The sequence below is a fragment of the Christiangramia aquimixticola genome, assembly GCF_048285835.1.
In the GTDB taxonomy this organism is placed as follows: domain Bacteria; phylum Bacteroidota; class Bacteroidia; order Flavobacteriales; family Flavobacteriaceae; genus Christiangramia; species Christiangramia aquimixticola.
On record NZ_JBLVTL010000004.1, the window covers coordinates 297,236 to 312,138 of the forward strand.

At 37.2% G+C, this 14,903-nt stretch carries 16 protein-coding genes; 9 read left to right on the forward strand and 7 right to left on the reverse strand.

All coding sequences use genetic code 11. The features are described from left to right. Positions 1 to 281 precede the first annotated feature (281 nt). The gene (locus ACNKXV_RS10550) at positions 282 to 620 is read left to right on the forward strand and encodes a T9SS type A sorting domain-containing protein (protein ID WP_417907691.1); all 339 of its coding nucleotides are present in this window, start codon (positions 282 to 284) and stop codon (positions 618 to 620) included. An 85-nt stretch (positions 621 to 705) separates the two neighbouring features. Further along, positions 706 to 1,680, forward strand: a complete 975-nt coding sequence (locus ACNKXV_RS10555; protein ID WP_417907692.1) for a LuxE/PaaK family acyltransferase — start codon at positions 706 to 708, stop codon at positions 1,678 to 1,680. A 311-nt stretch (positions 1,681 to 1,991) separates the two neighbouring features. Here the strand turns inward: ACNKXV_RS10555 and tyrS are convergent, their stop codons facing one another. Further along, the gene (gene tyrS / locus ACNKXV_RS10560; protein ID WP_417907755.1) at positions 1,992 to 3,287 is read right to left on the reverse strand and encodes a tyrosine--tRNA ligase; all 1,296 of its coding nucleotides are present in this window, start codon (positions 3,285 to 3,287) and stop codon (positions 1,992 to 1,994) included. A gap of 76 nt (positions 3,288 to 3,363) precedes the next feature. On the opposite strand from tyrS, the gene ACNKXV_RS10565 reads away from it, so the two are divergent. Continuing rightward, complete coding sequence (locus ACNKXV_RS10565) at positions 3,364 to 4,374, forward strand: NAD-dependent epimerase/dehydratase family protein (protein ID WP_417907693.1); 1,011 nt, start codon at positions 3,364 to 3,366, stop codon at positions 4,372 to 4,374. Positions 4,375 to 4,381: 7 nt separating this feature from the next. Here ACNKXV_RS10565 and ACNKXV_RS10570 read toward each other — a convergent pair whose 3' ends face one another. Genes ACNKXV_RS10570 through ACNKXV_RS10580 form a run of 3 tightly spaced genes read right to left on the reverse strand, consistent with a single transcriptional unit; the run spans position 4,382 to position 6,997 of the window. Then, positions 4,382 to 4,933, reverse strand: a complete 552-nt coding sequence (locus ACNKXV_RS10570; protein ID WP_417907694.1) for a DUF4296 domain-containing protein — start codon at positions 4,931 to 4,933, stop codon at positions 4,382 to 4,384. Beyond that, entirely contained in the window at positions 4,923 to 6,266 is a 1,344-nt protein-coding gene (locus tag ACNKXV_RS10575) for a dihydroorotase (RefSeq protein WP_417907695.1), read from the reverse strand. The genes ACNKXV_RS10570 and ACNKXV_RS10575 overlap by 11 nt, the downstream gene beginning before the upstream one ends. Further along, positions 6,266 to 6,997 (reverse strand): polyprenol monophosphomannose synthase, encoded by a 732-nt coding sequence (locus ACNKXV_RS10580; protein WP_417907696.1) that lies wholly within the window; start codon positions 6,995 to 6,997, stop codon positions 6,266 to 6,268. The genes ACNKXV_RS10575 and ACNKXV_RS10580 overlap by 1 nt, the downstream gene beginning before the upstream one ends. Positions 6,998 to 7,098: 101 nt before the next feature. Between ACNKXV_RS10580 and ACNKXV_RS10585 the strand changes: the two genes are divergently transcribed. Beyond that, positions 7,099 to 7,752, forward strand: coding sequence for a DUF4271 domain-containing protein (locus ACNKXV_RS10585; protein WP_417907697.1), 654 nt, complete (start codon positions 7,099 to 7,101; stop codon positions 7,750 to 7,752). A gap of 24 nt (positions 7,753 to 7,776) precedes the next feature. Continuing rightward, on the forward strand, positions 7,777 to 8,523 hold the full coding sequence (locus ACNKXV_RS10590) for a uroporphyrinogen-III synthase (RefSeq protein ID WP_417907698.1): 747 nt from the start codon (positions 7,777 to 7,779) through the stop codon (positions 8,521 to 8,523). Positions 8,524 to 8,597: 74 nt separating this feature from the next. Here the strand turns inward: ACNKXV_RS10590 and pckA are convergent, their stop codons facing one another. Together pckA and ACNKXV_RS10600 are read right to left on the reverse strand one after the other, a co-directional pair. Beyond that, a complete protein-coding gene (pckA, locus tag ACNKXV_RS10595; protein WP_417907699.1) occupies positions 8,598 to 10,196 on the reverse strand; it encodes a phosphoenolpyruvate carboxykinase (ATP) in 1,599 nt (532 codons plus the stop codon). A gap of 77 nt (positions 10,197 to 10,273) precedes the next feature. Then, positions 10,274 to 10,657: a DUF423 domain-containing protein gene (locus tag ACNKXV_RS10600; protein WP_417907700.1), complete on the reverse strand. Its 384-nt coding sequence runs from the start codon at positions 10,655 to 10,657 to the stop codon at positions 10,274 to 10,276. 68 nt (positions 10,658 to 10,725) lie between these two features. Between ACNKXV_RS10600 and ACNKXV_RS10605 the strand changes: the two genes are divergently transcribed. After that, positions 10,726 to 12,099 carry a saccharopine dehydrogenase family protein gene (locus ACNKXV_RS10605; RefSeq protein ID WP_417907701.1) on the forward strand — a complete coding sequence of 458 codons (1,374 nt, stop codon included), beginning with the start codon at positions 10,726 to 10,728 and terminating at the stop codon, positions 12,097 to 12,099. Positions 12,100 to 12,148: 49 nt separating this feature from the next. Next, positions 12,149 to 12,619 (forward strand): Lrp/AsnC family transcriptional regulator, encoded by a 471-nt coding sequence (locus tag ACNKXV_RS10610; RefSeq protein ID WP_417907702.1) that lies wholly within the window; start codon positions 12,149 to 12,151, stop codon positions 12,617 to 12,619. Between the two features lie 51 nt (positions 12,620 to 12,670). Here the strand turns inward: ACNKXV_RS10610 and ACNKXV_RS10615 are convergent, their stop codons facing one another. After that, the gene (locus ACNKXV_RS10615) at positions 12,671 to 13,363 is read right to left on the reverse strand and encodes a zinc metallopeptidase (RefSeq protein WP_417907703.1); all 693 of its coding nucleotides are present in this window, start codon (positions 13,361 to 13,363) and stop codon (positions 12,671 to 12,673) included. 197 nt (positions 13,364 to 13,560) lie between these two features. Here ACNKXV_RS10615 and pyrH point away from each other — a divergent pair, with 197 nt between their 5' ends. Together pyrH and frr are read left to right on the forward strand one after the other, a co-directional pair. Further along, positions 13,561 to 14,268: a UMP kinase gene (pyrH, locus tag ACNKXV_RS10620; RefSeq protein WP_417907704.1), complete on the forward strand. Its 708-nt coding sequence runs from the start codon at positions 13,561 to 13,563 to the stop codon at positions 14,266 to 14,268. A gap of 24 nt (positions 14,269 to 14,292) precedes the next feature. Beyond that, positions 14,293 to 14,844 (forward strand): ribosome recycling factor, encoded by a 552-nt coding sequence (gene frr, locus ACNKXV_RS10625; protein ID WP_417907705.1) that lies wholly within the window; start codon positions 14,293 to 14,295, stop codon positions 14,842 to 14,844. Positions 14,845 to 14,903 lie beyond the last annotated feature (59 nt).

Here is a 14,903-nt window from a genome sequence, read left to right on the forward strand (position 1 = left end):
GCTAACCTTGAAAAAACCATCTAGTTCATCGTAATGGAACCAAAGGAGATTTATTATTCCTTTCAGAATTTAGCAATCCTATAATCTTAGAAAATCACACGGGGGTAGTTAAAAAATAAATTCAGATATAGACCCTTGAAAATCTGAATTTTACAGAACAAATCATGTCATTTTTAATTTCCCAAACTTAATTCACATGATTTTATTGTTTGGGTTCAAAATATTGGCAGGATTTTTGAAATTTTATTTGTAAGTTTGTTTAACTCTCGATTTGTAAAAGAATGAAGCAGAAGTACTTATTAACTTTTTTACTTTTTAGTTTTCTGATGTTGGCAGTACCTGTCAATGCTCAGGATTCTTTTAATGCTTCCCATCGAACTGAAACTCCTATCGATGGTCTTTCCATTTATCCAAACCCGGTAACGGGTGGAAAAGTTTACATTTCTTCGACAAAGAACCTGGATAAGATTGTCGAAATTTATAATGTTCTGGGAAAACCGGTACACAAAACGAGATTACGAGGCAGAGAAATGGATGTATCTGCACTTACTCCGGGAATTTATATTTTAAAAATTCAGGAAGGTAAAATGAAAGCTACCCGAAAACTGGTGGTAAAATAAATTAAAGACTTCGGTTTTTTTGTTAAGCTTCTGTTTTCAGAGGCTTTTTTATTGCTTAATTTTGCCTGAAACCTGCTGAACCTCTATGCTCACAAAGGAAATTTTCAATATTAAATCTGATGACGAATTTAAATTTTTATGCCTAAAGGTGTTTAAGTTTCAATTTGAAAACAATCCGGTTTACAGAAACTTTTGCGAGTTGCTAAACCGGAACCCGGAAAATGTTCAGGAGATCATAAACATTCCATTCCTGCCCATAGAGTTTTTTAAAAGTAAAAAAATAGTATCTGTAAATAAAGTGGCTGAAAGTATTTTCACCAGTAGCGGCACCACCGGTTCTACTACCAGTAAACATTTTGTTACAGATCTTGAAGTTTACGAAAACAGCTTTAAAAAAGCATTTCATCAATTTTATGGTGAGCCTTCAGATTATACTATCCTGGCATTACTACCCAGTTATCTTGAGCGCACAGGATCTTCCTTAATATACATGGTAGACTCCTTAATAAAGGATTCAATTAATCCCGATAGCGGATTTTATCTGAACAATCTAAGTGAACTTTCAGAAAAACTGGAAGCTCTGGACAAAGGAGGTAAGAAGATATTTTTAATTGGAGTATCATTTGCCTTGCTTGACCTTATAGAAATATCACAGTTCTCCCTAACAAATACTGTGGTTATGGAGACCGGCGGGATGAAAGGGCGAAGGAAAGAAATGATAAGAGAAGAGTTACATGAGGTTTTAAAAAACGGTTTTGGGGTAAAGAAAATTCATAGCGAATATGGAATGACAGAATTACTATCTCAGGCTTATTCGTATGGTGACGGAATATTTAAATGTCCTAACTGGATGAAAATCCTTATCCGCGACCCGGAAGATGCTTTAACCTTTTTACCGCAAAACAAAACCGGCGGAATAAATGTGATCGATCTGGCGAATATAAATTCCTGTTCTTTTATCGCCACTCAGGATCTTGGCCGGATCAAGAATGATAAAATCGAGATTCTTGGAAGGTTTGATAACAGTGATATTCGCGGTTGTAACCTGCTTATCCTCTAGAAATGTTAATTTTTATGGTAAGTGTAATTCCGGATACAAATTCCCGACAGACTTCATGCAGAACTCGGTGATCCCCAATCATTTAGTTACTGCACTAAGTGAAATTTTTTCATATTAGATTGGTTAGTTAGTTGCAAAGCCTTCAGGATTTCTCCTGAAGGCTTTTGTATTAACTGTTATCTGAAAATCGATATATAGATTATCATAGACACGGCAATTGTGAAAATAATAAAACTAATTATATCTTCATCTTTAAATCTATCCAAATATTTAAAAATAAGTTATACTTCGATGTAATACTCAAATATACGTTAAACTGCGCGAATTATAAAAGTATTCTTTTTTCCTTTATTGATGATAACATATTTATCTCCTATAAGATCTTGAGTAGTTACTGTGTAATCTTCAGTAACCTTCTCCTTATTAACTGAGACAGAATTTTCTTTCAAAGCTCTTCTGGCTTCACCATTCGATTTCAGGAAATCTGTTTTGGCTGAAAGAGCTGCTATCATATCCAAACCACTTTCAATATCGGCTCTGTCCACATCTGCCTGCGGTACCCCTTCAAAAACATCAAGGAAAGTAGCTTCATCCAGTTTTCTAAAATCATCTGCAGTACTTTTTCCAAATAGAACTTCAGAAGCAGCCAGAGCATTTTCGTAATCTTCCTGAGAATGAACCATTATGGTAACTTCCTTCCCAAGAACTTTTTGCAACTCACGCTGATGAGGAGCTTCACGATGTTTCTCGATCAAAGAATCTATTTCTTCCCGACTTAGGAAAGTAAATATTTTAATGTATTTCTCTGCATCCTCATCACTGGTATTCAACCAATATTGGTAAAATTTATAAGGAGAAGTACGATTAGCATCAAGCCAGATATTACCACCTTCGGTTTTTCCGAATTTAGTTCCGTCAGCCTTAGTGATCAAAGGACAGGTTAAGGCATAACCCTTTCCATTTCCAATCCTTCTAATAAGTTCAGTTCCCGTGGTGATATTCCCCCACTGGTCGCTTCCACCCATTTGCAAAGTACAGTTCCCTTCCCTGTAGAGGTGCAGGAAGTCATAACCCTGTACTAATTGATAGGTAAATTCAGTAAAAGACATTCCCTCTGTAGAGTCTGATGAAAGGCGCTTCTTTACAGAATCCTTGGACATCATATAATTTACCGTGATATGTTTCCCCACATCACGAATAAAATCAAGAAAAGAAAAGTCCTTCATCCAGTCGTAATTATTCACTAAAACCGCTGCATTTGCTATATCTGAATCAAAATCCAGAAACCTGGATAATTGATCTTTTATTGCATTTTGATTATGCCTTAAAGTTTCTTCATCAAGCAGATTTCTTTCCGCCGATTTCCCTGAAGGATCCCCTATCATCCCGGTTGCTCCACCAACCAGCGCATAAGGTTTATGGCCGCACAGTTGGAAATGCCTTAACATCATTACGCTAACCAGGTGACCAATATGTAGAGAATCTGCAGTAGGATCTATCCCCACGTATGCAGCCCTCATAGCTTCCATTAAATGTTCCTCAGTTCCGGGCATAGCATCATGCAACATCCCTCTCCAGGTGATCTCTTCGACAAAGTTCTTTTCCATCATAAATTTTAAAATAACAGCCGTAAAGATACCATTTACTCTTATTTTTCCTAAGTCGATTAGCTATATTTACCCCATGATACTGGTAACAGGAGGAACAGGTTTAGTAGGTGCTCATCTTTTGTATGAACTTGCTGTAAAAAAAATTGCAGTAAGAGCAACTAAACGAAACTCAAGTGACCTTCAAAAGGTCAAAAATATATTTAGTTACTATTCTTCAAGTTCAGAAGCTGAGAGTTTATTCACCTCTATTGAATGGGTTACGGCAGATATTAATAATATTCCAGATCTCACCAAAGCATTTGAGGGAATCACATATGTATACCATTGTGCGGCTCTTATCTCTTTTGACCCCTCTGATGAGAAACTATTAAGAAAGATCAATATCGAAGGTACTGCCAATGTGGTAAATCTCTGTATCGCCAACCAGGTCTCCAAACTGTGTTATGTAAGCAGTATCGCTACTCTTGATTCGAATACCGTAAATGAAATGGTTGATGAAAATGCCGGCTGGAATCCGGAAAGGAACCATACAGATTACTCCATTTCTAAATATGGTGCTGAAATTGAAGTTTGGCGAGCCACGCAGGAAGGTATTGATGCTGTAATCGTAAACCCTGGAGTTATAATGGGTCCGGGAATTTGGGAAACCGGTGGAGGGAAAATTATCGATAAAATATACAAAGGTCTATCCTTTCATTTCCCAAAAGTTACCGGATTTGTAGGGGTCTATGATGTGGTTAATATCATGCAGGAGTTAATGAATTCATCGATTAAGAATGAACAATTTATTGTTGTAGCCGAAAATCTCTCTTTTCACAGAGTTTTTGAATTGACAGCGACTGCTTTAAATAAACCCAAACCACACAGGGCTTTAAAAAAGTGGATGGTATTTGCCGGTTGGATTTTTCAAAAAATAGGATCTTATTTCGGACTTAAAAGGGAGATCACGCGTGATGCTATTGAGGGAGTTTTTAAACTCACCAGATATAATAACCAGAAAATAAAACAAGCACTTGATCTTGAATTTGAAAGCCTTGAAGAAGTAATTAACAAAACAGCTAATTATTACAGAAGGGACAAATAGAACCTAACTAATTCCTTTCCATTGAAACCGGAGGAAGAATCAAACTATCCTTTTTAGTTTTTTCGAGTTCTTTTAATTTGATCAACCGGATAGAATCCTTTTTAAGCGAATCGGCTTTGATTGGATCAAGTTTTAAAGAGTCCATCAACTTAATAGAATCTTTACGCGCCTGCTTAATACTGTCTTCCCGTTTCACTTCTATTTCCCGAATAGAATCCAAACGGATCTTCAGCTTTTGAATCCTTGCTCTTACACTATCATAAATTCGTTCATACTGAACATAATTATCTGCATAGTAATCACTGCTTTGCTGAAATTGAATACTATCGATTTTGAATTTTTCAAAAACATAATTATCCGGCTCGATCCCAATCTGCTCCAGTTTATACTTATTGTAATTCTTGGCCGCATGTACCAGTGATAATTCGGTAAGCACATCGATCATTTTGGGTTCCGGAATAAGATCATCCGGCCTCTCTGTTTTATCAATATCCTGACAGGATAAAAATGAGCAGAGAAAAAATAAAATAAAGATCTTATGTTTGGAATTAACGATCAAAGCTTAATCTTTCAGCAATTTTAGCGAATGGTTGATGTTTGAAATTCTTATAAACAAGGTTACCATTTACAAATGTATGTGTAATCCTTGATTTAAAAGTTGTTCCTTCAAATGGTGACCATTGGCATTTAGAAAAAATATTATCCGGTTGAACCGCCCATGGTGAATTAAGATCAACCATTACAAGATCTGCCTTATATCCTTCACGAATAAATCCTCTTTTCTCAATTTGAAATAAAATCGCAGGATTATGGCAAGCCTTTTCAACAATCTTCTCCAAGGAAATTTTTCCCTGATGATACATTTGCAATAAAGCCGGAAGCGCATGTTGTACCAGAGGACCTCCACTTGGAGCTTTGGTATAAACATTTTTCTTCTCCTCTTTAGTATGCGGAGCATGATCTGTTGCAATTACATCCAGATAATCGTCCAACAATCCTTCAAGCAATGCTTTTTGATCCTTTTTGGTTTTCACGGCAGGATTCCATTTTATCAGGGTTCCTTTTTTCGCGTAATCTGAATCATTAAACCAAAGGTGATGTATACAAACCTCGGCAGTGATCTTTTTATCCTTTAAAGCCTTTCTGTTGCTGAATAAGCCAAGTTCTTTCGCAGTAGAGACATGGAACACATGTAATCTTGCACCGGTCTTCTTAGCCAATGCCACTGCTTTTGAAGAAGACTTATAACAGGCTTCCTCACTCCTGATCTTTGGATGGAGTTCGATTGGAATATCATCCCCGTATCTGGCCTTACATTCCTCCAAATTCTTCCTGATAGTCTCTTCGTCTTCACAATGAACCGCAATTAGAACAGGGGATTTTTGAAAGATCTGTTCAAGCACTTTCTCATCATCTACCAGCATATTCCCGGTTGAAGAACCCAGGAATAATTTTAATGCAGCAACCTTCTTAGGATCGATCTTTTCGATCTCGCTAAGATTATCATTGGTTCCTCCAAACATGAACGAATAGTTCGCATAAGAGGTTTCTGCTGCAGTATTGAATTTTTCTTCCAGCAATTCTATGGTAGTAGATTGCGGTAAGGTGTTTGGCATTTCTATAAAAGAAGTAATTCCGCCCGCCACAGCAGCACGAGATCCGGTTTCAATATTTTCTTTATGAGTTAGTCCGGGTTCTCTAAAGTGCACCTGATCGTCAATTAAACCCGGAAGCAAATGAGTTCCTTCCGCATCAAAAATATTTACATCAGGGGATTTTGCGCTAATACTTTCCGCGATCTCAACGATGATTCCGTTTTCGATAAAAACGTCACCCTCAACAATCTTATTCTCGTTTACTATTTTCGCGTTCTTGATTAAAACCTTTTTCATCAGACTTTTTTCCTGTTAAACAGACTTTTCAGCTTCATTTTTATTACCCCGAACACGGCCTCCCAAATAATGGATCCGCTCATTTTAGAAGTTCCACGGGTTCTATCGGTAAAAATAACCGGAACTTCTACTATTTTATATTTTCTTAGATGTGCCTTGAATTTCATCTCGATCTGGAAGGCATAGCCCACAAACTGAATTTTATCAAGATTTATTGCTTCAAGCACTTCTCTTTTATAACACACATAACCGGCAGTAGTATCATGGATATCCATCCCGGTAATAAACCTCACATATTTTGAGGCAAGCCAGGACATCAAAACCCGATTCATTGGCCAGTTAATCACATTCACTCCTGTAATATAGCGAGACCCAATGGCAACATCTGCCCCGTCCCTTTTACAGGTGTTAAACAACCTAATTAGATCGTTGGGATTATGAGAAAAATCGGCATCCATTTCGAAAATAAAATCATATTCTCTTTTAATGGCCCATTTAAATCCATATATATAGGCAGTCCCTAAACCCTGTTTCCCAACTCTTTCTTCAAGGAACAAACTTTCGGGAAATTCGGCTTGTAATGTTCTCACACGAGTAGCCGTGCCATCTGGAGAATTATCATCAACCACCAGGATATGAAATTTACGCCGTTGAGAAAACACATTCCTTATAATGCGTTCTATATTCTCGATTTCATTAAAGGTGGGTATAATAATTATCCCATTTCCCATTCCCAATTATTTTGCACAAATGTATGCAAATAAAAACATCAAATCTTTATGATCCCCCACCGGAATAACAGTCAAAATTTTACATTTGTAAAAATTTTTTCATGCAGGCGATTTACAGGATTTATGAATATCAGGATTGGATCACGATCACCTTCCTAATATGCTTTGTTCTTATTGTGCTTGCCAAGATTCTTTTCCCCCAACGTTTTGAAGATTTTCTCTCCCTTCTAACGTCTGGCAAATTTATAGCCTTTAAGGGAAAAGAGAATAAAGCTTTTCACGGTTTTAACATATTGTTATTAACTATTCAGAGCCTTGCGATTTCCATGTTTTTATATCTATGTTATGATTATTATTTTGAGAGTGATCTTGCAGTTCCAATATTGTATATCAGGATTTTAACCGCTTACGTTTGTATTATTCTAATCAAGACCGGGGTTGAGAAAATTATTGGAAATATTTTTGAAATTGATGATCAGGTAGACTACTATATTTTTCAAAAATTCACCTATAGAAGTTTTATTGCAATTTGCCTGCTTTGCATAAGTTTATTATTAACCTATAGCGTAAACCTAAATTCACTCCTTTTAAGCCTTACCGGTGGCCTAGCACTGATTGCTAACGGACTAGGAATGTTTATAATTTATAGAAGGAATCAAAATGTGTTAATAGTTAATTGGTTCTATTTTATTTTGTACCTTTGCGCTCTTGAAATTGCCCCTTATATTATTTTGTACAAGCTTATTACAATCTAAAAAGGATCAAACAAAGTTTTATATATGAAAGTGAAAACAATTTTGGTTTCCCAACCCGAACCTAAGGTAGAAAATTCACCTTATTTCGAGCTGGAAGAGAAGCAAAAGGTTAAAATTGATTTCATACCCTTTATTCATGTTGAAGGCGTACCTTCCAAGGAAGTTAGACAACAAAAAGTAGATCTCACTAATTATACGGCTATTATTCTTACCAGCCGAAATGCCGTGGATCATTTTTTCAGGATTGCTGAAGAGATGCGTTTTAAAGTACCAGATACTTTAAAATATTTCTGTTTGAGCGAGGCTGTAGCCTATTATCTTCAGAAATACGTGGTATATCGTAAACGTAAGATTTATGTTGGAAAAAGAACTTTTGCCGAATTAGCTCCTACGATCAAGAAGTATAAGAATGAAAAGTTCTTATTACCTTCTTCAGACATGCTAAAGCCGGACGTTCCTAAAACTCTAAATAAATTAGGCGTTGAATGGAAAAAGGCGGTTTTTTACAGAACTGTGGTTAGTGATCTATCTCACTTAAAAGATGTTACTTATGACATCCTGGTATTTTTTAGCCCTAGCGGTATTAAATCCCTTTTTGAGAATTTCCCTGATTTCGAACAGAATAATACGAGAATTGCAGCTTTTGGAAATACTACCATTAAAGCCGCAAAAGAACATGGACTGGTTGTGAACATCAAGGCCCCTACGCCGGAAACTCCAAGTATGACCATGGCTATTAGTAAATATATAACAGAGGTAAATAAAAAGTAGTTGAAACTATTTTGATCATATAAATAAAAAAATCCGGTCTTGCGACCGGATTTTTTTTCAACTAACAATTAAAACTATTTAATTGGAGCTCCATTCATTATTTCTTCGTTAGCATATTCTTCAAATTTGCTGAAGTTTTGCTTAAAGAAACTGGACAACTCCTTTGCTTTACGATCATAAGCTTCTTTGTCTTTCCAGGTACTTTTTGGATTAAGTACTTCAGAAGGTACATTCTCACAAGTTTTAGGCATTGACAAACCAAAAATTTCGTGAGTTTCAAACTCAACATTATCCAGCTTTCCTTCAAGAGCTGAGCTAATCATTTCACGTGTATACTTCAGTTTCATTCTGCTTCCAACACCATAAGGACCACCGGTCCATCCTGTATTTACCAGCCAAACGTTAACTCCTGCATCTTTCATCTTTTTGCTTAACATCTCAGCATACTTGGTTGGATGTAAAGGCATGAAAGGCGCACCAAAACAAGCAGAGAAACTTGGTACCGGTTCATCTACACCAGCCTCTGTTCCTGCAACTTTAGCCGTGTAACCACTAATAAAATGGTAAGCCGCCTGTCCCGGAGTTAGTTTACTAATTGGAGGTAACACCCCAAAAGCATCTGCCGTTAAGAAGAAAATATTCTTAGGATTCTCACCAATTGATGGCTCCTGGATATTATCGATATGATAAATAGGGTAACTTACCCTTGTATTCTGAGTTATGGAAGTATCTTCAAAATCTACATTCCCATCTTTATCCATCACCACATTTTCCAGAATTGCTCCCGGCTTGATCGCATGATAGATATCCGGCTCACTGTCTTCTGAAAGGTTGATCACTTTTGCATAGCAACCACCTTCAAAATTGAAAATTGTGTTTTCCTTGGTCCACCCATGTTCATCATCTCCAATTAGCTTACGCTCAGGATCTGCAGACAAGGTAGTCTTTCCGGTTCCGGATAATCCGAAAAATATAGCGGTATCTCCCTCTTCACCTACATTTGCAGAGCAGTGCATTGGCAAAGTGTTCTTAAACACAGGAAGAATAAAGTTTAAAGCAGAGAAAATTCCCTTTTTGATCTCTCCTGTATAACCAGTTCCACCAATCAAGGCGATCTTTTTACTGAAATTAAGGATAGCAAAATTTTCCTGACGTGTCCCGTCTTCTTCTGGATTCGCTTTAAAACCCGGGGCATTAACCACAAGCCAGTCTTCCTTGAAATTATCAAGCTCACTGTCTTCTACCCTAAGAAACATATTATATGCAAATAGATTAGACCATGGATATTCGTTGATTACTCTAATATTCAAGCGATAATCCTCGTCTGCACAAGCATAAGCATCTCTTGCATAAATCTCTTTTTCTCCAAGATAGCTTGTTACCTTTTTATAAAGCTTATCAAACTTTTCCTCTTCAAAAGGAATATTGATGTCTCCCCACCATACCTTATCTTTTGTCACTTCATCTTTAACGATGAATCTGTCTTTTGGAGATCTGCCGGTAAATTCTCCGGTATTCACAGCCAATGCCCCAAACGAGCTGGCAACTCCCTGTCCCAATCTAATGGTTTCTTTCTGAAGTTCCTCCGGAGATAGTTGATAATGTACCTTGGCGTTTTTGATCCCGTAATCCTCTAACGAAATCGTTTTCGTAATTTGGGTGTTATCGACCATAAAAAATCAATTCTGTAGTTTGTTTAGGGGTACAAAAGTATAAATCTTATGCAGATAATACGTTAAAGGTTTTCAATTTATTTCATTTTTAACTTTGTGAAATTCAGCACCAATAAAATCCAGCCCACTATTAGCAGGGTTCCACCTAAAGGTGTGACCAAAGCGATGGAAGTCAAGTCTAATCCCAGTAAAGGAGCAAGAGTTAATAAATAAATGGAACCGGAAAAAAGTATAGTTCCTAATCCAATTAAAATATAGATAGTTTTATTTCTTTTTTCCATCCTGATATTTCCAAGGATTAGCAATAAAAATGCATGGTACATTTGAAATCTAACACCCGTTTCAAAAGAACCAAGTGCCGCCGGAGACAACGAATTTTTTAAACCATGTGCCGCAAATGCCCCTAGAATAACGGCTAACAATCCAAAAACAGCTCCGGTAATTAAAAACTTCCTATCCATATATCTTAATTTTTTATCGTTTAAAGTTTTAATACATTCGTTCGAACTACACAAAACTAACTTAATTTATGCGAGAAATATTAATTGTGGGAGCCGGGAAATCAACCTCTGCCCTCATTAATTACCTGTTAGACCAGGCCGAAAAAGAAAATCTTTATTTACGAATTGGTGACCTTGATCTCGAAAATGCTAAAAAAGCCTGCAGAGATCATGCGCGATGTGAAGCTTTTGAACTGGACGTTTTTAATCAGGAAAGTCGGGAACCGGCAATTAAAAGAGCCGATATTGTTATTTCCATGTTACCAGCAAGATTTCACATAGAAGTCGCCAAAGACTGCGTGAAATTTGAAAAAGATATGGTAACCGCGTCCTATATAAGTGACGAAATGAAAGCGCTGGATGAAGAAGTAAAAGCTAAAGGCCTCGTTTTTATGAATGAGATTGGAGTTGATCCCGGGATTGACCATATGAGCGCAATGCAGGTAATTGACAGAATTAGGGATAATGGAGGTAAGATGCTTCTTTTCGAATCTTTTACAGGGGGACTCGTAGCTCCGGAAAGTGATGATAATCTATGGAATTACAAATTTACCTGGAACCCCAGAAATGTGGTGGTAGCCGGTCAGGGTGGTGTTGCTGAATTTATCCAAGAAGGAAAATATAAATACATCCCCTATCACAGATTATTCAGAAGAACCGAATTTTTGAAAATTGAAGGCCACGGGAAATTTGAAGGTTATGCCAACCGTAATTCCCTGAAATATCAAAGCATCTATGGGCTTGATAACATCCTTACTCTTTACCGTGGAACAATTCGTAAAGTAGGCTTCAGCAGAGCCTGGAATATGTTTGTACAGCTGGGAATGACAGATGACAGCTTTACAATGGAGGATTCTGAAAATATGAGTTACCGGGATTTCATAAATTCGTTCTTACCATATTCCCCAAGTGATTCAGTAGAGCTGAAGGTTCGCCATAACCTGAAAATAGATCAGGACGACATCATGTGGGAAAAACTAATTGAACTGGATTTGTTCAATCCCAATAAAAAACTTGGAATTAAAAATGCAACCCCGGCACAGGCTCTTCAAAAAATACTGATGGAAAAATGGTCATTATCGCAGGATGATAAAGACATGATCGTGATGTATCATAAGTTTGGTTTTGAACTTAATAGCGAAAAGAAACAAATTGATTCTACCATGGTACATATAGGAGAGAATCAATCTAATACGGCCATGGCACAAACCGTGGGTCTTCCCGTAGCAATGGCAGCCATTATGATCCTGAACAAGGAAATTGAAACACCGGGAGTGCAATTGCCTATTCAAAAAGAAGTTTACGGCCCTATCCTAAAGAAACTGGAATCTCATGGTATAAAATTTAAAGAGAAAGAGACTGAATATCTGGGATATAATCCATTTGGAGAGGTAGGTAATTAAAAACAGAAAGCATTTTTCGTAATTTAGCTTTTTAATTAAAATCACTTACATGAAGATTTTGAATGATAGTGTCGAGTTAGATGGGATAGACAAAACCATTCTAAACTTTTTAATGAAAGATGCAAAAAAACCAATTTTAGAAATTGCCAAGAATATAGGAATTACAGGAGCTGCTGTGCATCAAAGACTTCGGAAACTGGAGAAATCCGGTTTGATAGAAGGATCAAAAATGATTCTTGATGCGCGATTACTGGGATATAAGACAATGGCTTTTGTTGGGGTTTATCTCGATAAAGCGGTAAGTAACCCGCAAGCGGTAAAACAGCTGAATGAAATTCCGGAGGTTATAGAATGTCATTACACTACGGGAAACTGGTCAATATTCCTTAAAATCTTATGTAGGGACAATGAACATTTGATGAATGTTCTTAATAAGAATATACAGGCGATAGAAGGAGTTTCCAGAACAGAAACATTTATTTCCTTAAATCAACAAATCGACAGGCAAATTAAGATCTAAAAAAAGCTGTCCTTTCGGACAGCTTTTCTTTTTATGCTAAATAATTTTCTCCTAATCTCTTCCCATATAAAGGCTAACAAAATATAGTAAAGTAGCTAACGATCCAATTGCTGCCACCACATATGTTCTTGCCGCCCATTTAAGAGAATCTTCAGCAGCTTCGTGTTCTGCTCCTGTGAGCATATTTTCGGTTTCCAACCAAACCAAAGCTCTTTTACTGGCATCATATTCCACCGGCAGAGTAATAAAACTGAATAAAGTTCCCGCTGCATACATAATAATACCCAGCAATAAAACCGTTTGTCCAACCCCTGCTCCAACCATGGTCATAAGGATCAATCCTCCAAAGATCGCCCATTGTGACAATTTTGATGCTACACTTACTACAGGAACCAGTTTACTTCTCATTTGCAACCAGCTGTAAGCCTGTGCATGCTGAAGCGCGTGTCCACACTCGTGGGCAGCCACAGCCGCAGCTGCTGCATTTCGTTGAGAATACACTCCTTCACTTAAATTCACGGTTTTCTTAGCAGGATTATAATGATCTGAAAGCATTCCCGGCGTGGAGATAACCTTTACATCATGTATATTATTATCCCGCAACATCTTTTCCGCAATTTCTTTACCGCTCATCCCGTTGCGCAGATGCACCTGAGAATACTTCTTGAATTTACTCTTAAGCTTATTGCTAACATACATACTCACTATAAAAATGAGTCCGGCAATTATATAATATCCCATCATTGGTTTAAAAATTTAATGTTTATTCAACAAACCAAATATATCAAAAACCCCGCCATTGGAAACACTGTCATTTCAGGAATTAGCCGTCATAAAGGTTAATTAAAACCTAATCCTTCCCAATCCTCTTCAAAAAGACCGCTTTATATTTCACAAATTCAGATATTAGCTATATTTGCATCGATTCATAAAAATCTATTATGCAATACAAGAGAATACTTTTAAAACTATCTGGAGAAGCTTTAATGGGAAACCGTCAATATGGCATTGACCCGGAACGACTGGCGGAGTATGCGGCAGAGATCAAATCGGTAGTTGAAGAAGGTGTTGAACTTGCTATAGTTATTGGAGGAGGAAACATTTTTAGAGGTGTTGCCGGAGCAAGCCGCGGGATGGACCGCGTGCAGGGTGACCACATGGGAATGCTTGCCACCGTTATTAATGGTCTTGCTTTGCAAAGTGCTCTTGAAGATGCCGATATCCAGACCAGATTACAGTCTGCCATTAAAATTAATGAAGTTGCCGAACCTTTTATTAGAAGAAAAGCCATTCGTCACCTGGAAAAAGGAAGAGTGGTGATCTTTGGAGGAGGTACCGGAAACCCATATTTTACAACAGATTCTGCAGCTGTTCTTAGAGCTATAGAGATCAAGGCAGACGTTATTTTAAAAGGAACCAGGGTTGATGGAATTTACACCTCAGATCCTGAAAAAGACAAAAGCGCAACTAAATTCGATTTCATCAGTTTCGAAGATGTGATCAAAAAAGGCTTGAAAGTTATGGATACCACAGCTTTCACCTTAAGCCAGGAAAATGAATTACCAATTATCGTTTTCGACATGAACAAGCCTGGAAACTTACTAAAAGTTACTACCGGGGAACGTATTGGAACTAAAGTGAACTTATAAACCTGAAATAGAAAATTTAATAAAATGGATGAAGTTGAATTTATATTAGAAGAAGCAAAAGAAGGAATGGAGCAAGCCATTGCGCATCTTAAAAAACAACTTTCGAATATTCGGGCCGGGAAGGCAAGTCCAAGTATGCTTGGAAGCGTTATGGTTGAATATTATGGTTCTCAAACACCTTTACAACAGGTAGCGAACGTTAATACTCCAGATGCCCGAACCCTTTCCATTCAGCCTTTTGAAAAAAGCCTTATCCATGAAATTGAAAAAGGTATCATGCACGCAAACCTTGGATTCAATCCAATGAACAACGGGGAAAGCGTGATCATTAATGTGCCGCCGCTTACTGAAGAAAGAAGAAGGCAACTTTCAAAACAGGCGAAAGCTGAAGGTGAAGATGCGAAAATTGGAGTTCGTAACGACCGGAAACAAGCAATGCAGGAATTAAAGAAAATTGATATTTCTGAAGATGCTCTTAAAGCAGCTGAAGATGATGTTCAATCTCTAACTGACGAATACATCAGCAAGATCGATAGCATTCTTGTAGTAAAAGAAAAAGAGATCATGACCGTTTAATGATCAATTACCTATATAAAAATGCCGGTTTGAATTTGCATAACAACAAATTTGATCCG